At 65.7% G+C, this 23,576-nt stretch carries 22 protein-coding genes; 14 read left to right on the top strand and 8 right to left on the bottom strand.

What is annotated here, in order from left to right:
• Positions 1-24 precede the first annotated feature (24 nt).
• The 5 genes from rng to LDO41_RS00210 all read left to right on the top strand — a co-directional run bounded on the left by rng (position 25) and on the right by LDO41_RS00210 (position 5,116).
• Positions 25-1,488 carry a ribonuclease G gene (gene rng, locus LDO41_RS00230; RefSeq protein WP_223980378.1) on the top strand — a complete coding sequence of 488 codons (1,464 nt, stop codon included), beginning with the start codon at positions 25-27 and terminating at the stop codon, positions 1,486-1,488.
• 195 nt (positions 1,489-1,683) lie between these two features.
• On the top strand, positions 1,684-2,565 hold the full coding sequence (gene phnC / locus LDO41_RS00225; protein ID WP_223980375.1) for a phosphonate ABC transporter ATP-binding protein: 882 nt from the start codon (positions 1,684-1,686) through the stop codon (positions 2,563-2,565).
• A gap of 48 nt (positions 2,566-2,613) precedes the next feature.
• A complete protein-coding gene (phnD, locus tag LDO41_RS00220) occupies positions 2,614-3,600 on the top strand; it encodes a phosphonate ABC transporter substrate-binding protein (protein ID WP_223980372.1) in 987 nt (328 codons plus the stop codon).
• Positions 3,601-3,743: 143 nt separating this feature from the next.
• Positions 3,744-4,559 carry a phosphonate ABC transporter, permease protein PhnE gene (phnE, locus tag LDO41_RS00215; protein ID WP_223980370.1) on the top strand — a complete coding sequence of 272 codons (816 nt, stop codon included), beginning with the start codon at positions 3,744-3,746 and terminating at the stop codon, positions 4,557-4,559.
• Between the two features lie 26 nt (positions 4,560-4,585).
• Entirely contained in the window at positions 4,586-5,116 is a 531-nt protein-coding gene (locus LDO41_RS00210) for a phosphonate degradation HD-domain oxygenase (RefSeq protein ID WP_223982289.1), read from the top strand.
• Between the two features lie 33 nt (positions 5,117-5,149).
• Here the strand turns inward: LDO41_RS00210 and phnN are convergent, their stop codons facing one another.
• The 4 genes from phnN to phnF form a co-directional block, all read right to left on the bottom strand.
• Positions 5,150-5,728, bottom strand: a complete 579-nt coding sequence (gene phnN, locus LDO41_RS00205; RefSeq protein WP_223980368.1) for a phosphonate metabolism protein/1,5-bisphosphokinase (PRPP-forming) PhnN — start codon at positions 5,726-5,728, stop codon at positions 5,150-5,152.
• Entirely contained in the window at positions 5,728-6,438 is a 711-nt protein-coding gene (locus LDO41_RS00200; RefSeq protein ID WP_223980366.1) for a DUF1045 domain-containing protein, read from the bottom strand. The genes phnN and LDO41_RS00200 overlap by 1 nt, the downstream gene beginning before the upstream one ends.
• 11 nt (positions 6,439-6,449) lie before the next feature.
• Entirely contained in the window at positions 6,450-7,661 is a 1,212-nt protein-coding gene (locus LDO41_RS00195) for an alpha-D-ribose 1-methylphosphonate 5-triphosphate diphosphatase (RefSeq protein ID WP_223980364.1), read from the bottom strand.
• Positions 7,662-7,774: 113 nt separating this feature from the next.
• The gene (phnF, locus tag LDO41_RS00190) at positions 7,775-8,509 is read right to left on the bottom strand and encodes a phosphonate metabolism transcriptional regulator PhnF (RefSeq protein WP_223980362.1); all 735 of its coding nucleotides are present in this window, start codon (positions 8,507-8,509) and stop codon (positions 7,775-7,777) included.
• A gap of 202 nt (positions 8,510-8,711) precedes the next feature.
• Between phnF and phnG the strand changes: the two genes are divergently transcribed.
• From phnG to LDO41_RS00150, 8 genes are all read left to right on the top strand, one after another.
• The gene (gene phnG, locus LDO41_RS00185; protein WP_223980360.1) at positions 8,712-9,239 is read left to right on the top strand and encodes a phosphonate C-P lyase system protein PhnG; all 528 of its coding nucleotides are present in this window, start codon (positions 8,712-8,714) and stop codon (positions 9,237-9,239) included.
• A gap of 55 nt (positions 9,240-9,294) precedes the next feature.
• Complete coding sequence (phnH, locus tag LDO41_RS00180; RefSeq protein WP_223982287.1) at positions 9,295-9,990, top strand: phosphonate C-P lyase system protein PhnH; 696 nt, start codon at positions 9,295-9,297, stop codon at positions 9,988-9,990.
• 1 nt (position 9,991) lies between these two features.
• Entirely contained in the window at positions 9,992-11,167 is a 1,176-nt protein-coding gene (locus LDO41_RS00175; protein WP_223980358.1) for a carbon-phosphorus lyase complex subunit PhnI, read from the top strand.
• Positions 11,164-12,096 (top strand): alpha-D-ribose 1-methylphosphonate 5-phosphate C-P-lyase PhnJ, encoded by a 933-nt coding sequence (locus LDO41_RS00170; protein WP_223980355.1) that lies wholly within the window; start codon positions 11,164-11,166, stop codon positions 12,094-12,096. Before LDO41_RS00175 ends, LDO41_RS00170 begins: the two co-directional genes overlap by 4 nt.
• A complete protein-coding gene (gene phnK, locus LDO41_RS00165) occupies positions 12,093-12,869 on the top strand; it encodes a phosphonate C-P lyase system protein PhnK (RefSeq protein ID WP_223980352.1) in 777 nt (258 codons plus the stop codon). The genes LDO41_RS00170 and phnK overlap by 4 nt, the downstream gene beginning before the upstream one ends.
• Before the next feature lie 5 nt (positions 12,870-12,874).
• Positions 12,875-13,618: a phosphonate C-P lyase system protein PhnL gene (gene phnL / locus LDO41_RS00160; protein ID WP_223980349.1), complete on the top strand. Its 744-nt coding sequence runs from the start codon at positions 12,875-12,877 to the stop codon at positions 13,616-13,618.
• A 24-nt stretch (positions 13,619-13,642) separates the two neighbouring features.
• On the top strand, positions 13,643-14,851 hold the full coding sequence (locus LDO41_RS00155) for an alpha-D-ribose 1-methylphosphonate 5-triphosphate diphosphatase (RefSeq protein WP_223980346.1): 1,209 nt from the start codon (positions 13,643-13,645) through the stop codon (positions 14,849-14,851).
• A 111-nt stretch (positions 14,852-14,962) separates the two neighbouring features.
• A complete protein-coding gene (locus LDO41_RS00150; protein WP_223980343.1) occupies positions 14,963-15,478 on the top strand; it encodes a hypothetical protein in 516 nt (171 codons plus the stop codon).
• Between the two features lie 6 nt (positions 15,479-15,484).
• Here LDO41_RS00150 and LDO41_RS00145 read toward each other — a convergent pair whose 3' ends face one another.
• Positions 15,485-16,078, bottom strand: a complete 594-nt coding sequence (locus tag LDO41_RS00145; protein WP_223980339.1) for a peroxidase-related enzyme — start codon at positions 16,076-16,078, stop codon at positions 15,485-15,487.
• 66 nt (positions 16,079-16,144) lie between these two features.
• Complete coding sequence (msbA, locus tag LDO41_RS00140) at positions 16,145-17,962, bottom strand: lipid A export permease/ATP-binding protein MsbA (RefSeq protein ID WP_377740960.1); 1,818 nt, start codon at positions 17,960-17,962, stop codon at positions 16,145-16,147.
• A gap of 115 nt (positions 17,963-18,077) precedes the next feature.
• On the opposite strand from msbA, the gene LDO41_RS00135 reads away from it, so the two are divergent.
• Positions 18,078-18,863 (top strand): glycosyltransferase family 2 protein, encoded by a 786-nt coding sequence (locus LDO41_RS00135; RefSeq protein ID WP_223980336.1) that lies wholly within the window; start codon positions 18,078-18,080, stop codon positions 18,861-18,863.
• On the opposite strand, the gene LDO41_RS00130 is transcribed toward LDO41_RS00135, so the two are convergent.
• Both LDO41_RS00130 and dnaE read right to left on the bottom strand, forming a co-directional pair.
• On the bottom strand, positions 18,793-20,019 hold the full coding sequence (locus tag LDO41_RS00130) for a glycosyltransferase (protein WP_223980334.1): 1,227 nt from the start codon (positions 20,017-20,019) through the stop codon (positions 18,793-18,795). The two genes, LDO41_RS00135 and LDO41_RS00130, sit on opposite strands and share 71 nt — an antisense overlap.
• Positions 20,012-23,527: a DNA polymerase III subunit alpha gene (gene dnaE, locus LDO41_RS00125; RefSeq protein ID WP_223980330.1), complete on the bottom strand. Its 3,516-nt coding sequence runs from the start codon at positions 23,525-23,527 to the stop codon at positions 20,012-20,014. Before dnaE ends, LDO41_RS00130 begins: the two co-directional genes overlap by 8 nt.
• Between the last annotated feature and the right edge of the window lie 49 nt (positions 23,528-23,576).

The raw sequence follows: 23,576 nt of genomic DNA, 5'->3' as shown, positions 1-23,576 counted from the left end.
CCGGAAAGACGCGCATCCATCGCCATGACTGAAGACATCCTCGTCAACATCACACCGCAAGAGACTCGCGTCGCCATCGTGCAGCAGGCCGCGGTCCAGGAATTGCACGTCGAGCGCACGCTCACGCGCGGACTGGTCGGCAACATCTACCTCGGCAAGGTCGTGCGCGTGCTGCCGGGCATGCAGTCCGCGTTCATTGATATCGGACTCGAGCGCGCGGCCTTCCTGCACGTGGCCGACATCTGGCATCCACGCGACCCGGACAACAAGAACGGCGCGCCGCTCGCGATCGAGAAAACGCTCTACGAAGGCCAGGCACTGATGGTGCAGGTCATCAAGGACCCGATCGGCACCAAGGGCGCGCGGCTCTCCACGCAGGTCAGCATTGCCGGGCGCACGCTCGTCTATCTGCCGCAGGACCCGCATATCGGCATCTCCCAGCGCATCGAGGGCGAGGTCGATCGCGAAGCGCTGCGCGCGCGCGTGCAGAGTCTCGTGCCCGCCGAGGAACGTGGCGGCTTTATCGTCCGCACGATTGCGGAGGAAGCGAGCAACGACGAGCTTGGCAATGACATCTCGTATCTGCGCAAGATCTGGTCGTCGATCAAGCTCAATGCCACGACGTTACCCGCGCCGAGTCTGCTCTATCAGGATCTGAACCTTGCGCAGCGCGTGCTGCGCGATTTCATCAGCGAAGCCACCGGCTCGATCCAGGTGGACTCGCGCGAGAACTACCTGAAGCTCGTGGAGTTCGCGCAGGAATACACGCCCGCCGTGTTGCCCCGGCTGTCGCATTACACCGGCGAGCGGCCGATCTTCGATCTGTTCAATATCGACGCCGAGATCGAACGTGCGCTGTCGCGTCGCGTCGATCTGAAATCGGGTGGCTACCTGATGATCGACCAGACCGAGGCGATGACGACGATCGACGTCAACACGGGCGGCTACGTCGGCGCGCGCAACTTCGACGACACGATCTTCAAGACCAACCTCGAAGCGGCACATACGATCGCGCGCCAGCTGCGCCTGCGCAATCTCGGCGGCATCATCATCATCGACTTTATCGATATGGAGAACGCCGAGCATCGCGATCAGGTGCTCTCCGAACTCAAGCGCGCGCTCTCGCGCGACCGCACGCGCATCACGGTCAACAATTTCTCGCAGCTCGGGCTGGTCGAGATGACGCGCAAACGCACCCGCGAATCGCTTGCGCACGTGCTGTGCGAGCAGTGCCCGGTGTGCACGGGCAAGGGCCAGGTGAAAACGCCGCGCACGATCTGCTACGACGTGCTGCGCGAGATCATGCGCGAGTCCCGTCAGTTCAACCCACGTGAATTCCGCATCCTCGCCTCACAGGAAGTCATCGACCTGTTCCTCGAAGAGGAAAGCCAGCATCTGGCGATGCTCGGTGACTTCATCGGCAAACCGATCTCGCTGCAGGTCGAATCTACGTTTCATCAAGAGCAGTACGACATCATCTTGATGTAGACGCTGAAGCAGGCTTGGCAGTCCACTGCATGCGCAAACGCCCCGCCCCAGAGCGGGGCGTTCTTTTTGGTGCATGTGGCGTCGCCCCCACTCCTCTGACGCCCGCGAGCGGCGCGCATCTTCCTTCTTCCCGCCGTCATCGTTCTGTCATCCACCCCGGCCAGAATGCGCCGTGTCATTCAACGAGGAGTGGACATGACGCATGCAATCGAGGTCCGCGGACTTTCGAAGACGTTCCGTGCGGATCGCAAAGCGCTTGACGATGTCACGCTGACGGTCGCGCCCGGTGAAATGGTGGCACTGCTGGGCGCGTCGGGCTCCGGCAAGTCCACGCTGCTGCGGCACGTGGCGGGATTCGTCACGGGCGATGCCGGTGCGGGAGAGATCCTCGTCAACGGGCGCGTCGTGCAGCGCAACGGCCGTCTCGCGCGCAATGTGCGCAGCGTGCGCGCCGAAATCGGTTTTGTGTTTCAGCAGTTCAATCTGGTCGGCCGTCTGCCGGTGATCACCAACGTGCTGGTGGGTCTGCTCACGCGTGTGCCGAAATGGCGCAGCCTGCTGCGAATCTTTCGTGCCGCCGAAGTCCAGGCTGGGCTCAATGCACTTGCTCAGGTTGGTATAGACGACTATGCGTTTCAACGCGCGTCGACGCTGTCCGGCGGACAGCAGCAGCGTGCCGCGATCGCGCGCACGCTCGTGCAGAACGCCAACGTGATTCTCGCTGACGAGCCCATCGCCTCGCTCGATCCCGAGTCGTCGCGCCGCGTAATGACGCTGCTGGCCGAGATCAATCGCGCACGCAAGGTGGCCGTGGTGGTGTCGCTGCATCAGGTGGATGTGGCGATGCGTTACTGCCCGCGCGTGGTCGCGCTGCGTCATGGCCGGGTGGTCTACGACGGCCCTTCCGCCTCGCTGACGCCGTCGATGCTGCGCAACCTCTATGGCACCGAAGCCGACGAACTGTTGCACGACATTGGGCACGACATCGCGCACGACATCGGACACCACGCCGGTCACAACCCCGAACACGATGCCGAGCCGCGCGTGCCGGCCCCGGTGTCGATGGCTGCTGCCTGACGAATCTTTCCGAGCTTTCACCTCAACGTTTCCAAACCGGAGTCATCCATGCTTCGCAGAACTTTCTTCGCCGCTGTCGCCGCCATGGCCGTCATCGCCACGCCCGCGCTGGCGCAGGACGCCAAAGTCCTGAACATCGGCTTTATCTCGACGGAGTCGTCGTCGAACCTCAAGAACGCGTGGCAGCCCGTCATCGACGATATGAGCAAGGCGCTCGGCGTGCAGGTGAAGCCGTTCTTCGCCTCGGACTATGCCGGCATCATCGAAGCCATGCGCTTCAACAAGGTGCAGATCGCCTGGTTCGGCAACAAGGCCGCCATCGAGGCTGTCGATCGCTCCAACGGCGAAGTGTTCGCATCGGTGATCGACAAGGACGGCAACCCCGGCTACTGGTCGGTGCTGCTGGTGAACAAGGACAGCGAACTGAAGTCGGTCGAGGACGTGATTCGTCGCGGCAAGGATCTGTCGTATGGCGCCGGCGATCCGAACTCGACATCGGGTACCGCGGTGCCGGGCTACTACCTGTGGGCCGCCAACAAGGTCGAGCCGAAGACGCTGTTCAAGGCCGTGCGCATCGCCAACCATGAAACCAATCTGCTGTCGGTGATGAACAAGCAGGTGGACGTGGCCGTCGCCAACACCGAAGCGATTGAGCGCTATCGCATCAGCACCGGCAAGAACGCCCTCGACCAGGTGCGCGTGCTGTGGAAGTCGCCGCTGATTCCGGCGGATCCGCTGGTCTACCGCAAGGACCTGCCGGCCGACACCAAGACCAAGATCAAGACGTTCTTCGTGAACTACGGCAAGGGTGCCGACGCCGCGCGCGAGAAGCAGTTGCTCGCCGCACTGACGTATCAGGGCTTCCGTCCGTCCACCGACGCGCAGCTGGTGCCGATTCGTCAGCTCGACCTGGCCAAGGAAAAGGCCAAGATCGAGTCCGACAACTCGCTTGCCGCCGCCGACAAGGAAAAGCAACTGGCCGATGTGTCGCGTCGCCTGGCCGAGCTCGACAAGATCGCTGCCAGCACGCAGTAATCACGTAGCGCGCACGCAGTCATTTCGCGTCTAAATCGCGTCTTAATCGCGTCGAGTTGCGCACGGAGCCGGTGGTGCCCATGCACCCCGGCTCCAGGCACTTCGATCCGCACTGTTTCACCCGAACACCCCCTATTCCCGCCATGTCCCTGACCCTCAAACCCGGTATGCCGCCACCCAGCAATCCGTCGACCGTGCGCCCACCGCGCACGTCGCTCGCCGTGATGATGATCTGGGCGATTCTGCTGGCTACGCTCGCGTGGTCGTGGCAGGGCGCCGATATGCGCCCGCTCGACCTGTTGAAGGACTCCGGCAACATGGCGAAGTTTGCCGCCGATTTCTTCCCGCCCGATTTCCGCGAGTGGCGTAGCTACCTCGACGAAATGCTCGTGACCGTGCAGATCGCCGTATGGGGCACCGCGCTCGCCGTCGTGCTCGCCGTGCCGCTGGGCCTGCTGTGCTCGGCCAATATCGTGCCGCCGTGGGTCTATCAACCGGCGCGCCGTCTGATGGATTCCTGTCGCGCGATTAACGAGATGGTCTTCGCGATGCTGTTTATCGTCGCGGTGGGCCTGGGCCCGTTCGCGGGCGTACTGGCGATCTGGGTGCACACCACCGGCGTGCTGGCCAAGCTGTTTGCCGAGGCCGTCGAGGCCATCGATCCGCGTCCTGTCGAAGGCGTGCGCGCCACCGGCGCCGGCCCGATCGAGGAGATCGTCTACGGCGTGATTCCGCAGGTGCTGCCGCTGTGGCTGTCGTTCGCGCTGTATCGCTTCGAGTCTAACGTGCGCTCGGCCTCGGTGGTCGGCATCGTGGGCGCGGGCGGCATCGGCACCGTGCTGTGGGAGATCATCCGCAGCTTTCAGTACGCGCCGACTTGCGCCGTGATGATCATCATCGTGTTGTTCGTCACCGCGATCGACATGATGTCCGCGCAGATCCGCAAGGTGCTGGTCTGAACGATATACGAGAACCTTTGAACATCATGCTGACGTTACCGCAGATCGAAAACCTGTTTGCCGCTCACGGCACCAACTACTACGGCGACGAGGCCATCAGCCAGACCGCGCACGCGCTGCAGTGCGCGCTGCTGGCCGAGCAGGCCGGCGAGCCCGAGCCGTTGATCGTCGCGGCGCTGCTGCACGATGTTGGCCATCTGATGCTGGCCGAGAGCTCCACCACGGATATGCGTCATCAGGAAGCCGCAGCCAGCGCGCTGGCCGAGCTGTTCGACGACGCCGTCACCGAACCCGTGCGACTGCACGTGGCCGCCAAGCGCTATCTGTGCGCGCGCGATCAGGGCTATCACGATACGTTGTCGCCGGCGTCGGTCCACAGCCTGGTGCTGCAGGGCGGTCCGTTCGACGCGACGCAGGCCGATGCGTTCGCCGAGCAGCCGCATGCGCTGGCCGCGGTACGCCTGCGCCGTTATGACGATCTGGCGAAGGTGGTCGATCTGCCGACCCCGCCGCTGTCGCACTACATGGAAATGGCCGCGCGGTGTGCGCGCATCTGATGAGTTCGAGATAAGCCCCTTGCGGGGCTTATCTCAACCGGCCACGATCGTGGCCAGATTTTCCACGGCAACGTTCAGATCGCCGCTGTTGTCGAGTTCGATCAGCCGGCAGTGCGCGGGCACAGCGAACGGTTGCGTGGCGCGTGCCAGACGCGCCGCGATCGCGGCCTCCGACTCTCGCCCGCGCTGACGCAGCCGCGCGCCCAGCACCTCGGGCCGCACGCGCACATGCACCGCGCATAACGCCGGATAGCGCTTCACCGCCTGGTGCAGATACTCCCGCGAACCATTGATGATCACGCGCAGACCCTGCGCCAGCCAGGTCTCGATCTCGATGCCGATACCGTAGTGCAGGCCATGGCTATGCCAGTGCAGCGCCATGCAGCCAAGCGCTTCGCGGCGATGAAACTCGTCGGCGGACAACGCCACCGACGCTTCATTGGCATCGGCCTCGCGCGTGATGTAGCGATGCGCGATAACGATGCGATCACTGTGCCCGAGCCGCTCGCGCAACGCGCGCAGCAGCGAGTCCTTGCCACTGCCCGACGGGCCCATGACGTAGAACAACCCACCGCCTGGCTCGGATGCGTGCGAAGTTGTCGTCCCGCTCATCATGGCACCAGATACGCAGCGCCAGCCCCATCGGTGACGGTCCCGTCGAATGCGTAATGCCGTCCGATCATGAAGTCGTCACCGGCCGCGGGCTGCACAAAGATGCTGATGCCATCCACATGCAGCGGCACATCGCGCAGCGGTGCCGACAGGCGCTCCAGCAGCGCCATCGCGTCGTGCAGGTCCGGCTCGGCCAGCATGCCGCTCAGCGTGATATGGAACGCAAACGTCTCGAACAGATACGGATAGCCCCATTGCGTCAACATCGCGCGTTGCGCATCGCTGAGCCGATCGGGATTGCGCCGCGCGAGCTCGGCCGGCGTGGCCGGTGCGCGAAACGGCTCGAACGCGCGCACGGCATCGTCGGCCAGCGCGTGCATCTGTCGCACGCCTTCGGGATGCTCGCCGAGACACCACGCGATAAAGCCGCGCAGCGCGCGCAGTTCGAGCGGCACATTGAACGCCATGCGTCCGCGCGCGAACACGCGGGCGGTGCGATCGAGCAGTCCCGCATCGGTGCCCTCGGCCAGGCGGAACGGCGGCTTCAGCGTGGCATGCAGTCCGTAATGCGCGGGCGCTTCGACCCACGCCGGGCGACGCGCGTCATCATCGGCGGGCGCAGGCAAGGCTGCCGCGCCGAGCCATTGCGCGCCAAACGTGCGGAACGGCTCCGCGGGCGCGAGGTAGATCGCGTAGCGATGCGCTTGCATGCAGCGCCCGCTCAAGCCGCGAGACTGGCGCCACCCGCAGCCAGCGCGCTCGCCTCGACGGTCGACAACGGCATGGTCGCGTGCCGCAGCTGGCCACCGACGATCGCCGCGCACACACGCGGCAGGCCGGGCTGGCTGTCATCGACAAGAATCGCATCGGCACGCAGGCCGGGCAGCAGGACACCGCGATCGGTGAGGCCACCCGCGCGCGCCGGATTGCGCGACACGAGGTTCCACGCGCCAGCCAGATCGGCCGCACCCAGCTGCACGAGCTTGAACGCGGCCTGCAGCGGCGCCGGATAGTAGTAGTCGGAGGCCAGCACCGTGCACAGCCCGGCAGCAACCATCTCGGTCGCATTGGGCGCGCCGGTATGGCTTTGCCCACGCATGACGTTGGGTGCGCCGAATACGGTCTCGTTGCCAAGCTGGCGCGCCGCGCGCGCGGCATCGACAGTCAGCGGAAACTCCGCGATCGCGCAGCCCTGCTGGTGGTAGTGCTGACGCGTGACCACATCGGGATCGTCATGCGAAGCCACCGGCAGACCGGCGGCGCGCGCGGCGGCGATCAGGCGCGCCATCGCCGCGGGCACATCGGGTGCATGGCGACTGGCCGTGCGCAGGCGTTCGCGGAACGTTTCCACGTCGCACTCGGCGCGATCGGCGTATTGCGCCATCTTGCGATCGTCGGTCATGCGGCGCGCGGTCGTCGGCAGATGATCGTTGATCGCCAGCAGGCCCACGCGGCCGTCGGCGATCCACGCGAGTGCCGTCTCCAGACCCGACAGGTGATACGCCTCGAAGCGCAGATGCACGCGGTGCGAAGCACCGAGCGTGTGCTGCAGTTGGGACAGCGCCTCGAACATGCGCAGCGCATACGCTTCGCCGCGCAGCCCGCCTTCCCACGACAGCGTCACGCCATGGAATTCGGTCGTGATGCCGTGGGCCAGCAACTGGCGATCGACGTCGAGCAGCGCGCTCGCGTACGGAAAACTCACACCGGGGCGCGGCATCACCGCGCGCTCGAACGCATCGCCATGGATATCGACGATGCCCGGCAGCACGAGCAGATTGCCCGCATCGATGCAGGTACCACTGTGTGAGGGGCGCTCAGCGAGACGGCTGCCGTCGATACCGAGCGTGGCGGGAGCAATGCCGCCGGTGCCAAGCACCCGGCGGCCCGTAATGCCGGCAAGCGGCTGATGAGAAGAAGTGGTCGTATGCATGAACGTCACGTTAGCGTTAGGACATGACAAACAGATGTCTAGACCAATATGCTGAGCACGCTGCACATGCCCGCGCACATGCCCACACCCTTGGTCCGAAATTCAAGCCTGCATTACTCGTTGTCGCTGACCGTCAACTGCACCCAGTCGCCCGCGAAACGGGTCATGCTGTACTGCAGCGGCTGCCCATCGAGGTCCACGTTGAGCGCCTCTACCTGCAGTATGGGCCGCGTCTTCGGTTGGCTCAGCAGGCGCGCGACCGGCGCCGACGGCATGGCCGCCGTGATGCGCGACCATTTGCGCGTGTAATCGGCAATGCCGTACTGCGCTAGCGCGCGCGAAATCGAACCCGTCTCGTGCAGGCGCTCCGCCAGTTCCGGAAAGCGCACGGGGTCGAGGTAGTGTTCGGCCACATCGATGGTGCGGTCCTCGGCCTTGCCGATCATCTGCACATGCAGGACCTGCGCGGTGCGCGGCAGGCCCAGATGCTTGGCGACCTCGGGCGCGCGCACCAGTTGTGCTTCGAGAATTTCGCTGTGACCGCGCATGCCCTGCGCGGCCAGGTTGCGCGAAAAGCGCGTGCGTCGGCCGATTGCGTAGTCGATCGCATGTTCCTGCACGAACGTACCGCGGCCCTGCTCGATGCGCACCAGCCCGCTGAGCTCGAGCTCACCCATCGCGCGACGGATGGTATGGCGATTGACCGAGAAGCGCGTGGCCAGCTCGGGCTCGGGCGGCAACTGCTCGCCGGGCCCGTACAGTTTGTTGCGAATGTCATCCGCCAGCGCTTCTCCAATCTGGCGCCACACAGCTACACCCGAGCCGCGTTCGACTTCCCGTTCAGACATCTCGTCCCGCCTCGTGTCATCAAGCATTCATCAAAACCATGAGATTGTGCCTCAGTGCAGCGCCGGCCGCGAGCCGATATGCGGGATGGAAAAGCACGTCAGACCATCCGTGCACGCGTCATCAAAGCGTCATCCGCGTATGGTCTAGTTACGCCCTGTTGTGGTAGTGTACATCTAAACGTATAGACGTATAGGGGTAAGAATGAACACCCAGATTTCCAGCGAGGCTGACGTAACCGGCAACGCTAACGTGGCGCGCGCCGCATGGATGCGGATTCTCGCGCTGGCGGGACCGGACGCGCTCGATGCCGCGTGGGACCGACTGACGCGCGATGGTGAAGTGCCCGCGTATCGCTTTCTGCGCAAGCCCGAGAGCGGCATGACGATGGTGCGTGCGCGTGCCGGCGGTACCGGCGCGCAGTTCAACCTCGGCGAAGTGTCGGTGACGCGCTGCGCGGTGGTGCTCGACATCGGTGGCGACGTCGGTGGCGATGGCGATGGCGTGGCCGGCGTGGCTTATCTGCAAGGCTGCGGCGCCCGTGGCGCGCGCCACGCGGAACGCGCGGCCGTGCTCGATGCGCTGATGCAACTGCCCACGTGGCAGGCGCGCGTGCAGGCATCGGTCATCGCCCCGCTCGATGCCGACCTCGCCGCACGCGCCGCACGCGAAGTTGCCGAGACCGCGCAAACCCGCGTGGAATTTTTCACCATGGTGCGTGGAGAAGACTGACATGAGCCAGCACGCCCCGACCTCCGGACACGCCCCCATGTCTTCCCAGACGTCCATGGCTGCCGCCAGTGCGGCAAACAGCGCGGCAACCGGTGCGGTAACCAGCGCATTGCTGCCTGGCTTCGACAATCCCGTCGATGATGCGCAGCAGGTCTTCCGCGCCGCGCTCGACGCGTTCGCCCACCCGGGCATGCTGCAGGCGCTGCCCGCGGCCAGCGTCGGCCGGCCCGCCGGCCTCTCGCCAGCGATGACCGCACTGCTGCTCACGCTCGCGGACAGCGACACGCCGGTCTGGCTGCCCGCCGACATCGGCGGCGAAGCCCGCGCGTTCCTGCGCTTCCATTGCGGCTGCCCGCTTGTCGATAACGCGGCGCAAGCCACGTTTGTCTGCGTGCCAATGGGCGATACGCTGCCATCGCTGGCGCAATGCGCGCAAGGCGACCCCGCCTATCCGGATCGCTCCGCCACGCTGCTCGTGGAACTGGCCGCGCTGTCGAACGATGCCGCCACCGGCAGCGACAAGGGCGGTGACAAGGGCAGCGACAAGGGCGGCGACAACGCCAGCGACGCCTACACGCTGCGCGGCCCCGGTATCGAGACCACGCAGACGCTGCTGGCCAGCGGTCTGCCCAACGACTTCCGCGCGCAATGGCGCGCCAACAACGCGGGCTTTCCGCTCGGCGTGGATCTGTTGTTGACCGCCGGCGATCGCTTCTGCGCGCTGCCGCGCACCACGCATCTGGAGGACTGACATGTACGTAGCCGTCAAGGGTGGCGAACGCGCGATCCTCAACTCCTACCGCCGGCTCGACGCCTATCGGCGCGGCAACGTTGCGGTGCCCGAACTCACACTCGCACAGATTCGCGAGCAGATGCCACTCGCCATCTCGCGCGTGATGGCCGAAGGCTCGCTCTATGATCCGCATCTGGCCGCGCTCGCGTTGAAGCAAGCGGCTGGCGATCAGGTCGAGGCGATCTTCCTGCTGCGCGCCTACCGCACCACGCTCGCGCGCTTTGGTTATACGCAGCCGATCGATACCGGCGCGATGCGCCTGCAACGCCGGATCTCGTCGACGTTCAAGGACGTGCCGGGCGGACAGGTGCTCGGACCCACCTACGATTACACGCAGCGGTTGCTCGACTTCTCGCTGGAGATCGAAGGCAATGTCGAAGGCAGCGCCGCCGCGGAAGCCGCGGTGCCCACGCCACCCGCGCCCCAGCCCGACACCGCCATGCCGCGCGTGACGAGCCTGCTCGAAGCCGAGTCGCTGGTCGAGACCGATGCGATTCCCGCCGGCGACCCCGCGCCGCCCGATCTCACGCGTGAACCGCTGACGCTGCCCGCCGGCCGCGCGGCGCGCCTGCAGAACCTCGCGCGCGCCGATGAAGGCTTTCTGCTGTCGATGGGCTATTCGACGCAGCGTGGCTACGGCAACACGCACCCGTTCGCGGCCGAGATTCGCTACGGCACCACCGAGGTCGAACTGTTCGTCGAGGAGCTCGGCTTCGCCGTGACGATCGGCGAGATCGAAGTCACCGAATGCCAGATGGTGAGCCAGTTCGCGGGCAGCGCCAACGAAGCCCCTCGCTTCACGCGTGGCTATGGCCTCGTGTTCGGCTACGGCGAGCGCAAGGCCATGTCGATGGCGCTGGTGGATCGCGCGATGCGTGCGGAAGAACTCGGTGAAGGCGGCGATGCGCCGGCCAACGATATCGAGTTCATGCTCTATCACAGCGACAACGTGGAAGCCTCCGGCTTCGTGCAGCATCTGAAGCTGCCGCACTACGTGGACTTCCAGGCCAACCTCGAGCTGCTGCGCCGTCTGCGCGCAGAGCAGGCACCGCAGGAAGGTGCCACCGCCGGCGCGGACGCCGCCACCCCTGATACTTCCCCCGCGCCCCAGCCGCAAGAGGAGACGCTCGCATGAGCCAGTTTTCCGATCGTGAAGCCGCCACCACCACCGTGGCGCGCGACGACCACTACAACTTCGGTTACCTCGACGAGTCGACCAAGCGCATGCTGCGGCGCGCGCTGCTCAAGGCCGTCGCGATTCCCGGCTATCAGGTGCCGTTCGGCAGCCGCGAGATGCCGCTGCCGTATGGCTGGGGTACCGGTGGCATTCAGGTGACTGCGGCGATCATCGGTACGCGTGACGTGCTCAAGGTGATCGACCAGGGCTCCGACGACACCACCAACGCCATCAACATCCGCCGTTTCTTTGGCCGCGTGACCGGCGTGCCGACCACCGAACGCACGGCCGAGGCCACCATCGTGCAGACGCGCCACCGCGTTCCGGAAACGCCGCTGCGCGCGGGTCAGGTCATGGTGTTCCAGGTGCCCATTCCCGAACCGCTGCGCTGGCTCGAGTCGAGCGAAGCGGAAACGCGCACGATGCATGCGCTGGCCGAGTACGGCGCGATGCACGTCAAGCTATACGAGGATATCGCGCACCACGGCCATATCGCGACCACCTACGACTACCCGGTGATCGTCAACCAGCGTTACATGATGCGTCCTTCGCCGATTCCCAAGTTCGACAATCCGAAGCTGCACAACAACCCCGCGCTGATGCTGTTCGGCGCCGGGCGCGAGAAGCGCGTCTATGCGGTGCCGCCGTACACGTCCGTGAAGAGTCTCGACTTCATCGATCATCCGTTCACGGTCGAGAAGTGGGCGAGCTGCTGCGCGCAGTGCGGCGCCACCGACAGCTATCTGGACGAGATCATCACCGATGATGCCGGCACGCGCATGTTCGTGTGCTCGGACACCGAATACTGCGCCGATCGTCGCGCGGCGGGACACACCGGCACCAACGCTACTGCCGATACCATCGTTCAGGAAGGAGCCGCAGCATGAGTGCCACGCCCCTGCTTTCCGTGCGCAACGTGAGCCGCACGTGGGACGGCATTCATGGCTGTCATGACGTCAACTTCGATCTTTACCCCGGCGAGGTGCTCTGCGTGGTCGGTGAGTCCGGCTCCGGCAAGAGCACACTGCTGCAGGCCCTGTCGATGCAGGCCGCACCGCAACGCGGCAGCGTCCTCTACGATGTGCGCGAACAGGGCCTGACCGATCTGGCCTCGCTGTCGAGCGCGCGCATGCGCTTGCTGGCACGCACCGACTGGGGCTTCGTGCGCCAGCATGCGCGCGATGGCCTGCGTATGCAGGTAAGCGCCGGCGCGAATATCGCCGAGCGGCTGATGGCCGTGGGCGAGCGCAACTATGGCGACCTGCGCGAGATCGCCGGAGCCTGGCTCGAGAAGATGGAGATCGACCTCGGGCGCCTCGACGATATTCCCGCCACGTTCTCGGGCGGCATGCAGCAGCGGCTGCAGATCGCGCGCAATCTGGTCACGCATCCGCGCCTCGTGTTCATGGACGAGCCCACCGCGTCGCTCGACGTCTCGGTGCAGGCGCGTCTGCTGGACCTGCTGCGCCGGCTCGTGAACGACCTCGGCCTGGCCGCGATCCTCGTCACGCACGACCTGGCCGTCGCCCGTCTGCTCGCTCATCGCACGCTTGTAATGCAGGGCGGTCGCGTGGTCGAGCAAGGCCTGACCGACCAGATCCTCGACGATCCGCAACATCCGTACACGCAGCTGCTCGTGTCCTCCATCCTGCAAGGCTGATCGCAATGCACGACGATTCCCAACGCATGCTCGAGGTCCGTGGCCTCGGCAAGATGTTCACGTTGCACAACCAGGGCGGCATCCGCCTGCCCGTGCTGCAGGCGATCGACTTCGACGCCGCGCGCGGCGAATGCGTGGTGCTGTCGGGCCCGTCTGGCACCGGCAAGAGCACGCTGCTGCGCTGCCTCTATGGCAACTACCTCGCTACCGAAGGCTCCATCCGCCTGCGCGATACCAGTGTCGAGGGCGAGCCGTGGATGGAGCTGACCACCGCGCCCGAGCAGCACGTGCTGCGCCTGCGCCGCGACGTGATCGGCTACGTGAGCCAGTTCCTGCGCGCGATTCCGCGCGTCAGCACGCTCGACGTCGTCGCCGAGCCGCTGCAGCAGCGTGGCACCGCGCTGGCCGAGGCCCGCGAACGCGCCGCCGACTTGCTCGGCCGTCTCAACGTGCCGCGCCGGCTGTGGGACCTGCCGCCCGCGACGTTCTCCGGCGGCGAGCAGCAGCGCGTGAATATCGCGCGTGGGCTGGTCGGCAATCATCCGATCCTGCTGCTCGACGAACCGACCGCATCGCTCGATGCCGGCAACCGCGCGGTGGTGGTCTCGCTGATCCAGGAGGCGCTCGACGCGGGCCGCTGCCTGATCGGCATCTTCCACGACGAAGCCGTGCGCGACGCGGTGGCCACGCGCCTGCTGCCACTGCAGCCGGTATCGCAGCCGGTATCGCGTCAAACGGGCGCCGCCTGACCCAACTCTTCCGAACCTACCGACATGTCCACTAGCTACCTTACGCACGCCACGCTCGTGCTGCCGGACCGGCTGCTGACCGACAGCGCGCTGCTGATCGACGACGGTCATATCGTCGCCATCGAACCCGACGCGGCGCAGGTGCCCGCGCACGCGAACGTGGTCGACCTGCGCGGCCATACCGTCATGCCCGGCCTGATCGACGTGCACTGCGATGCCATCGAGAAAGAGGTCGAGCCGCGCGCGGGCGTGCTGTTCCCGCTCGACTTCGCCGTGGCGCAGGTCGATCGGCGCAATGCCGCGGCCGGCATTACCACGCCGTATCACGCGCTGTCGTTCGCCAGCAACCAGTTTGGTGTGCGCAGCAACGAGACCGCCGCCACGCTCGTGCGCGCGGTAGCCGCGTTCGGCGCGCACAGCCTGGTCGACAATCGCATCCACTGCCGCTACGAAGTCACCGATCCAGCCGCTGTGCCGGTGCTGGAAGCGCTGATGGACGAAGGCGTGGTCGATCTGCTGTCCGTGATGGACCACTCGCCGGGTCAGGGTCAGTTCAAGACCGTGGATGCATACCTCACGTACATGATGGGCAACCATGGCATGTCGCGCGAGGAAGCCGCCGATGCGGCCGCGAAGAAGCAGGCCGAACTGGAAGGTGCGCCCGAGCGCGTCAACCGGCTGCTCGACCGCGCGCGCCTGCATGGCATTCCCACCGCGAGTCATGACGACGATTCGCCGCAGCGCATTGCCGCGATGCACGCGCTGGGCGTGAGCATGAGCGAGTTTCCCATCAACGTGGAGACGGCGCGCGCCGCCAAGACGGTGGCACTGCCCACCATCCTGGGCGCGCCCAATGTGCTGCGCGGCAAGAGCCAGAGTGGCTCGATGCGGGCGCTCGATGCGATCCTTGCGGGCGTGGCCAGCATCCTGTGCTCGGATTACCAACCCTCGACGCTGATCGCGGCCGCATTTGCGGCGGCGCGTCAGGCCGAACTGCCGCTGAACGAGGCGCTCGCGCTGGTCACGGCCAATCCGGCCGACGCCTGCGGTCTGAGCGACCGTGGTCGCCTGCGCACGGGTGCGCGCGCGGACCTCATCGCGGTACGCACGGTTGCCGGTCAGCCGCTGGTCACGCATACGTGGTCGGCGGGACGATTGGTGTTTGCGGCTGGATATCCAAACGCGCGTATGGAAACCGTGCGGCAATGGGAGCCGCAAACCGCAGTCGCCTGACCATCTCTGACTATAGACGGCAAGCCTGACGCCGCCTCTAGGACTTGCACCAATCACGTTCCCCGGCGCGCCCCCTATAACTGATCATGTAGGGGCCGTCGAGGAACCGCCATGTCATCCCGTATCACCGTGCCAGCAGTGCTGCTGGCCACGTTGCTTTGCACCGCGTGCACGCCGCCGATGCTGGCGGATCGGTCCAAGCCGATACAGGGCCCGACCGCACCCAAGCTCTACCCCCCTGCCCCCGAGACCCGGTCGACACCGATCCCCGCGCGCGCGATCGACATGGCTGGCGACTGCAAGCGCACCGAGGAAGACGGCTTCCGGGAAGAGGCGATGATGCGCGTCTCGCACAACGATGTGCAGACGCTGAGCTGGAGGCTCTGGGTATCGAAGCGCGGCTCGTGCGAATTCAATCTGTCCGAATTCAAACAGACTCAGCAGACACCGCATATCGAACTGGTCGCGCTGGACGGCAGCGCCTGCAAGCTCATGGTCTGGCAGGATCCGCGCCGCGTCACGCTCGCGCATGCGCGCTGCGAGAAGCACTGCACCGCCGGTATCTACGAGCAGGCGTGGCCCGTGCTGTTCGATCCACGCAGCGGTCACTGCGCCGATATCAAGTAGCGAGGGCTATTTCGCCTTGGGCACCCGTCCCATCAGGTAGAACTCGTCGTTCGGGCGCATGGCAATGGTGTTGGCCATGCGATTGGAGAGCCCGAAGAACGCCGTGATGGCCGCGATATCCCACGCGTCCTCGTCGCTGAAGCCATGCGCCCGCAGCGCTTCGTAGTCGGCTTCGCCGACGTTTCGCGCGTCTTCGCTCACCTTCATCGCGAAGTCGAGCATGGCACGCTGGCGTGCCGTGATATCGGCCTTGCGGTAATTGGTGGCCACCTGATCGGCGATCAGCGGCTTCTTCTCGTAGATGCGCAGGAGCGCGCCGTGGGCCACCACGCAGTAGAGACATTGATTGGCGCCCGACGTGGTCACCACGATCATTTCGCGGTCGCCCTTGGTCAGGCTGCCCGTCTCCTTGAGCATGAGCGCGTCGTGATAGGCGAAGAACGCCCGGAACTCGTCGGGCCGGTGCGCGAGCGCCAGAAAGACGTTGGGAACGAACCCGGCCTTCTCCTGCACCTCGACGATGCGCGCCCGGATGTCGTCGGGCAGGTCCTTCAGCTCCGGTACCGGAAATCGGCTGATGGGCTGATTGATGGCGGTCATGCGTGTCTCCTCGGGGTATCGTCCCCGTCTGAAGCGCATCTTACCGCCATCGGGCGGAGTCGCTGCTTACTGCTGCGTCGCGAACTGGATGCGATGCAGCCCGGCGTACAGCCCATTGGCCGCCAGCAGTTCGGCATGGCTGCCCTGCTCGGCCACGCGGCCGTGCTCGAGCACGACGATGCGGTCCGCGTTCTCGATCGTCGACAGCCGGTGCGCGATCACGAGCGTGGTGCGGCCGGCCATCAGCGACTCGAGCGCGGCCTGCACCTGGCGTTCGGACTCGGAGTCCAGCGCCGAGGTGGCTTCGTCGAGGATCAGGATCGGCGCATCCTTGTAGATCGCGCGCGCGATCGCCAGACGCTGGCGCTGGCCGCCCGACAGCTTCATGCCGTTGTCGCCGATATTGGTATCCACGCCGTCCGGCAGGCCCTTGACCACGTCGGTCAGATACGCGGCCGCCAATGCGCGGTCCACGCGCGCCATGTCGATCGCCTCGCGCGGATGCACGCCATACGCCACGTTGGCCGCCACGGTATCGTTGAACAGCACCACGTCCTGGCTCACGAACGCGATCTGGCGACGCAGGTCGGCCAGCCCGAACGCGTCGATCGGCTGGCCGTCCAGCAGGATGCGGCCCTCGGTCGGATCAAAGAAGCGCGGCACGAGGTTGACGAGCGTGGTCTTGCCGCTGCCCGACGGCCCCACCAGCGCCACCACCTCGCCCGCCGTCACATGGAAATTGATATTCGATAGCGCCGCACGGCCCGCATCGCCATAGCGGAAGCCGACGTGGTCGAACGCGAGGTCTCCCTTCGCGCGCGTCAGCGGCAGGCCGCCTTCCTGCGGTTCGATCGGCTCGTCGATCAGGCCGAAGATCATCTCGGCCGCGGTCACGCCGCGCTGCAGCGGCTGGTTCAGGTCGGTCAGGTGCTTGAGCGGCGAGATCAGCAGCAGCATCGCCATCACGAAGCCCGTAAAGCCGCCCACCGTGGTCTGGTTGGCCTGCGACTGCACCACCGCGATGGTAAGGATCACCGATAGCGCCAGCGAGGCCAGGAACGCCGTCACGGGCTGGTTGAGACCGCCGGCGATCGCCATGCGCATCGAATAGCCACGCAGGCGCTCGGCCATGCCCTGGAAGCGATGCATCTCGTATGCTTCGCCGCCATGCAGCTTGACCACCTTGTAGCCACCGGCCGCTTCCTCCACCACGTACGCGGCGGTGTTGGTCATCGCCTGATGCTCGCGATTGAGGCGGCGCAGGCGGCGGTTCACGCGCGACATCACGAAGCCGATCGTCGGCAGCAGCACGGCCACCACCAGCGTCAGGCGCCAGTTCGTGTAGAACAGGTAGACCAGCAGCGCAAGTACAGTCAGCGAATCGCGCACGAGCGTGATCAGCACGCCCGTCAGGATCTGCATCACCTGGTTGACCTCGAAGATCACCGCATTGATCAGCGTGGAGGCGGTATTGCGGTGATAGAACAGCGCGGGGGCCTGCAGCATGCGCTCGAACATCTGCAGCCGCATGGTCTTGAGCACGTTGTTGGACACGCGGGAGAGCCAGTAGCCCGAGGCGAACTGCGCCACGCCGCGGATCAGCGCCACGCCGGTCAGCAGCGCCGGCACATGCCAGAGCTTGCCCACGTACGCGCCGCCAAACCCTTTGTCGAGCAGGTCGTTGACGATCTTCGGGATAATCCCCTCGCTGGCCGCGACCACACCCATCGCGAGAATCGCGATGATGAAGGTGCGCAGCTCGGGTCGCAGGTAAGTCCAGACGCGCCGCAGCGTGTCGCGCTCCTGGAGCGACGTCTTGACCAGCGAGGATTGCGTTTGCTTATCGTTCACATTGACTCCACCCCGCTCGCGCGGGGAGTGCATATCTCTGGGGGGCGCTGGGCCGGTAAGGAACAGGGTGGCGGGCGCAAGTCCCGCTAGAATAGCGAGCCTGTCGGAGCGCCTCACCGGGGCCAGCGGCCCCATCGCCACCATCTCTATGAAAATCTCAGTCGTCCTGATCACCAAGAACGAGGCACACAACATCGCGGAGTGCCTGGCGTCCGTTTCCTGGTGCGACCGCGCGATTATAGTGGATTCGGGTAGCACGGACGGCACCGTGGAGATCGCCCGTTCGCTGGGCGCCGACGTGTACCAGACCGACACCTGGCCGGGCTTCGGGCCGCAGAAGAACCTCGCGCTGTCCAAGGTGCAGACCGAATGGGTGCTGTCGATCGATGCCGATGAACGCGTCACGCCCGAGCTGCGCGACGAGATCCTCGCCGCGATCGAGGCCGGCACCGCCGATGCGTACGAGATGCCTCGTCTTTCGCGTTTTTGCGGCCGCTTTATCCGCCATGGCGGCTGGTATCCGGATTACCTGACACGCGTGTTCCGTCACGGCAAGGCCCGTTTCACCGATGACCTCGTGCACGAGAACGTGATCACCGGTGGTCCCGTCGCACGGCTGCGCACCCCGCTGCTGCACTACACCTACGACGATTTCTCGCAGGTGCTGCGCAAGATCGACCAGTACTCGACGCTTGGCGCGCAGCAGGCCTTCCGGCGCGGCAAGACCGCCACCCCCGCCAGCGCGCTGGGCCACGGGCTATGGGCGTTCCTGCGGACCTGGCTGTTCCGGCGCGGCTTTCTCGACGGCGCGCAGGGACTCGGCGTCGCGCTGATGAACGGCCAGGCCAGCTACTACAAGTACGTCAAGCTGTGGCTGCTGTGCCAGCAGGCGCGGCAATCGGGCGACCCGTCAGCGACGCCACCACGCGGCTGAACGCCTCCGCGGTAGGCGCAAGCCCCATGCGTGCGACGAATTCCATCGCATGGGCCAGCAGGGCCTCGCGCAGCGCTTCGTCGCGCAGCGCGCGCGTCATCGCGTCCGCCAGCGCGTCCACCTCGCCCACGGGGACCAGCAACCCCGCGCGGCCATCGTCCAGCATCTCGCGCGGCCCCACCGGACAGTCGGTACTCACTACCACCTGCCCAAGCGCCAGCGCTTCCACGAGGACGTTGCCAAGCCCCTCCATGCGCGAGCTGAATGCCATCAGCCGCGCATGGCGCATCCACGCAAACGGATTGGCCTGAAAGCCCGCAAAACGCACGCGTGCCTCCAGCCCCAGTTCCCGCGTCAGTTCCTCCAGCTTCTGCCGCGACGCGCCGTCGCCAACAATCACGAGATCTTCCTCGATACCGTCGCGCACGAGCCGCGCATAGGCCTTGAGCAGCGTGGTGAAATCCTTCTGGCTTTCTTCGAGCCGCCCGACAGAGACGATGTATGGCACGGTCGGAAGCTCCGGCAGCGTTTCGTCACCGAGCGCACGGATGCGCGCGAGGTCGAACGCGTTGTACAGCCGGACGAACTTGTCGGCCGCCTCGGGAATCAACCGCTTCGCATCTGCGAGCATGGTCTCGTTGAGCATGACCACGCGGTCATAGTCCACGCTGCACTGGTGCCGCAGCTTGCGCAACTTGCGCGCGTGCCCCTGCGCAAGGTGAGCGACGCTGAAATGCTGATAGCCGATCATCGGCACCGGCAGGCGCCCGGTCAGCCGCGACAGCGACATGTCGTAGTCCACCACCACCTCGTAATCCGCCAGAATCCTGCGGAAGCGGCGATTCATCAGCGGCTTGCGCACCGGCGGCAGCAGCACCTCTTCGTAGAACTTGCCGAGCGGCCCGAGCTTGCGCGCCTTCTTGAGCTGGCGGCAATGCGAGAGCCAGCGCTCGGGCGCGAGCACATGCACCTTCACATGCGCGGGCAGCCGCGCGCGAAAGTGGTTCTCGAGCGCATCGGACGGATAGGTCACGGTGAGCCCCACGTCGAAACGCGCCGGATCCAGCGAGGCCAGCAGCGAGACCAGCGCGGTCTCGATGCCGCCATGCAGCAGATGCGTGACGTGGAACAGGATGCGGGTACGGGTTTCAGCCATAGATCATGCGCACGCCGTCGCCCGTCAGCGCATTGCGCAGGCTCGTGAGTGCGTCGTCGGACGGCGTGATCTGCCACTGCGCGCCAAGCGTCGCCTCGCACTGCGCATCGTGATTCGCATAACGGATGCGCACCGGCACGCCGGGCGTGCGCGCGGCATTGGCCAGGTACGGGGTCAGCAGTTCGCGCAGCCGCTCGGTCGACGCGTTGCCGTTGAACGCCAGGCACACCGCATCGGCGTATTCGGCGCGCGCGGAGATCAGGTCCATCACCGATTCCGCGGTAAAACGCACCCCGCCGGTAAACGTGTCGTGGCGCGCGTTGCCCTTGGCAATCAGCAATTCGTCCTCGCGGAACATATGCCGGTTGGCGTCGAACAGTTCGTTGAACACCGTCATCTCGACCTGCGCGGTACCGTCGTCGATCATCACGATCAGCATCTTGCCGCGCTGCGTCATCTGCGTACGGATGCCCGCGATCACGCCGGCGATGATCTTGCCGCGCACGTCGCGGCCATAGCCACCGCCATTGCCTTGCACTTCCTTCTCGAGATTGCCGAGCGTGCCCTTGACGAAGCGCCGCACTTCCTCGCGCCACGCATCGAACAGGTGGCCGGAGAAGTAATAGCCGAGCGCCTGCTTCTCTTCCTGCAGCGTGCGCTTCATCGACCAGCGAGGCTCATCGACGAGCTCGGGCCGGTGCGCCTCGGCGGCGGCATCGTCCATCAGATCGAACAGCGACACCTGGTTGGCCGAGTCGGCCTTCTGCTCGGCGGCTTCCATCGCGATCGACACCGACGCCAGCAGCTGGCCGCGATTGTCGTTGAGGCTGTCGAACGCGCCGGCGCGAATCATCGCCTCGATCGTGCGGCGGTTGACCTGACGGCGATCGACGCGCTCGCAGAAGTCGAACAGATCCTTGAACGGCCGCTCTTCGCGCGCGCGCAGGATGTCCTCGATCGCGCCCTGCCCCGAACCCTTGATGCCGCCGAGACCATAGCGAATGGTTTTGGCATCGGTCGGCGCAAACCGGTATTCGCTGGCGTTGACGTCGGGCGGCAGCACCTTGAGGCCGTTGGCGCGGCAATCCTCGTACAGGATCTTGACCTTGTCGGTATCGTCCATGGCCAGCGACATATTGGCCGCCATGAATTCGGCCGGATGATGCGCCTTGAGCCATGCCGTGTAGTACGCGAGCAGCGCGTACGCGGCCGCGTGCGACTTGTTGAAGCCGTAGCCCGCGAACTTTTCCATCAGATCGAAGATGTCGTCGGCCTGCTGCGCCGACAGGCCGTTCTTCGCGGCACCCTCGCGGAACAGCTCGCGATGCTTGGCCATCTCCTCGGCCTTCTTCTTGCCCATCGCGCGGCGCAACAGATCGGCGCCACCGAGCGAGTAGCCGCCGATGATCTGCGCCATCTGCATCACCTGCTCCTGATAGACCATGATGCCGTAGGTCTCCTGGAGCACCGGCTTCACGCGATCATCCGGATATTCCACCCGCTCGCGCCCGTGCTTGCGCGCGCAGAAGCTCGGAATCAGGTCCATCGGACCCGGCCGGTACAGCGCCACCAGCGCGATGATGTCCTCGAATCGGTCAGGCTTGGCGTCCTTCAGCATGCCCTGCATGCCGCGGCTTTCCAGCTGGAACACGGCGACCGTGTTGGCCGTCTTGAGGATGTCGAATGCGGGACCGTCGTCGAGCGGGATCTGGCTGCAGTTCCAGTCCGCCTTCGACGGATCGAGCCGGCGGATATAACGCTCGGCCCAGTCGAGAATCGTGAGCGTGGTCAGGCCCAAGAAGTCGAACTTGACCAGACCCGCCGCTTCCACGTCGTCCTTGTCATACTGGCTCACCACGCCGCTCATGCCGTCGTTCTGCGCGCCCTGCGTGTACAGCGGGCAGAAGTCGGTAAGCTTGCCCGGGGCGATCAGCACCCCGCCCGCGTGCATGCCGACGTTACGCGTCATGCCTTCCACGCGCTGCGCCAGCTCCAGCAGCTGGCGCACTTCTTCCTCGTTGTTCTCGCGCTCGGTCAGCAGCGGCTCTTCCTTCTTCGCCTCCGCAATCGTCACGAGCTTGCCCGGCTTGAACGGGATGAGCTTGGCCACGCTATCGACAAAGCCGTAGCCGAGGTCGAGCACACGGCCCACGTCGCGCACCGCGGCCTTGGCCGCCATGGTGCCGAACGTCGCGATCTGCGACACCGCGTCCTTGCCGTATTTCTCCTTCACGTACGTGATCACGCGATCGCGGCCGTGCTGGCAGAAGTCGATGTCGAAGTCGGGCATCGATACCCGTTCCGGATTCAGGAACCGCTCGAACAGCAGCGCGTACTTGAGCGGATCGAGGTCGGTAATGCCAAGCGCGTACGCCACCAGCGAACCGGCACCCGAACCCCGGCCAGGCCCGACCGGCACGCCGTTGTTCTTGGCCCAGTTGATGAAGTCCGCCACGATCAGGAAGTAGCCCGGAAAACCCATCTTGATGATGGTGCCGGTCTCGAACTCCAGTCGCGCGTAGTACTCGGGCCGCTTCGCTTCGCGCGCGGCCTCATCCGGGTAGAGCACCTCCATCCGGCGCTCGAGCCCTTCGCTCGCCAGTTGCACGAGGTAGTCGTCCAGCGACATGCCGTCCGGCGTCGGAAACAGCGGCAGGCGCGGCTTGCCGAGTTCGAGCGTCAGGTTGCAGCGGCGCGCGATTTCCACGGCGTTCTGCAGCGCGGACGGGATGTCGGCGAACAGCTCGCACATCTCGTCCTGCGTCTTGAAATACTGGTCCGTCGTGAACTTGCGCACGCGACGCGGATTGGCCAGCAGTTCGCCTTCGGAAATACACACGCGCGCTTCGTGCGCGGTGAAGTCGTCGGGGGTCATGAACTGCACCGGATGCGTAGCCACCACGGGTAGCTGCTGCGAGGCCGCCAGCTGCACCGCCTGCTGCACGTAGGCGTCGGTACCGGGCAGGCCCGCGCGCTGCAGCTCGATGTAGAAGCGCTGCGGGAACACGCGCGCCCAGTGCTGCGCCGCGCGGCGCGCGCCTTCCACATTGGCGTTGGCCAGCGCCAGACCGATATCGCCGCCCATCGCGCCAGACAGCGCGATCAGGCCGGTCGAGAGCGGCAGGCCCTCCTCGCCCGGTTCGTCGAACCAGCCGGCCTCCAGTTCCGCGCGGCCGCGATGCTGGTTGCCGAGCCACGCGCGCGACAGCATCGCGCACAGGTTCAGATAGCCGCGCTTGTCCTGCACCAGTAGCAGCAGCCGCGACGGCTTGTCGCGATCGTCGCCATTGGCGATCCAGACGTCGGCGCCGACAATCGGCTTGACGCCGCCGCCGCGCGCCTCCTTGTAGAAGCGGATCAGGCCAAAAGCGTTGGCGAGATCGGTCAGCGCAAGCGCGCCCATGCCATCGGCGGCGGCGGCCTGGACGGCGTCCTCCAGGCGGACGATGCCGTCCACGATGGAGTATTCGGAATGCAGGCGGAGGTGGACGTAGCGGAGCGCGGACATTGGCAGGCAGGAATATAGGCCGCCATTGTAACGGCACGCCCCGCGCGCG

Origin of the sequence: Cupriavidus pampae, assembly GCF_914271485.1 — a bacterium.
In the GTDB taxonomy this organism is placed as follows: Bacteria; Pseudomonadota; Gammaproteobacteria; order Burkholderiales; family Burkholderiaceae; genus Cupriavidus; species Cupriavidus pampae.
The sequence above is the reverse complement of the archived record's forward strand: the minus strand, read 5'-3'. Positions and strand labels throughout refer to the sequence as shown.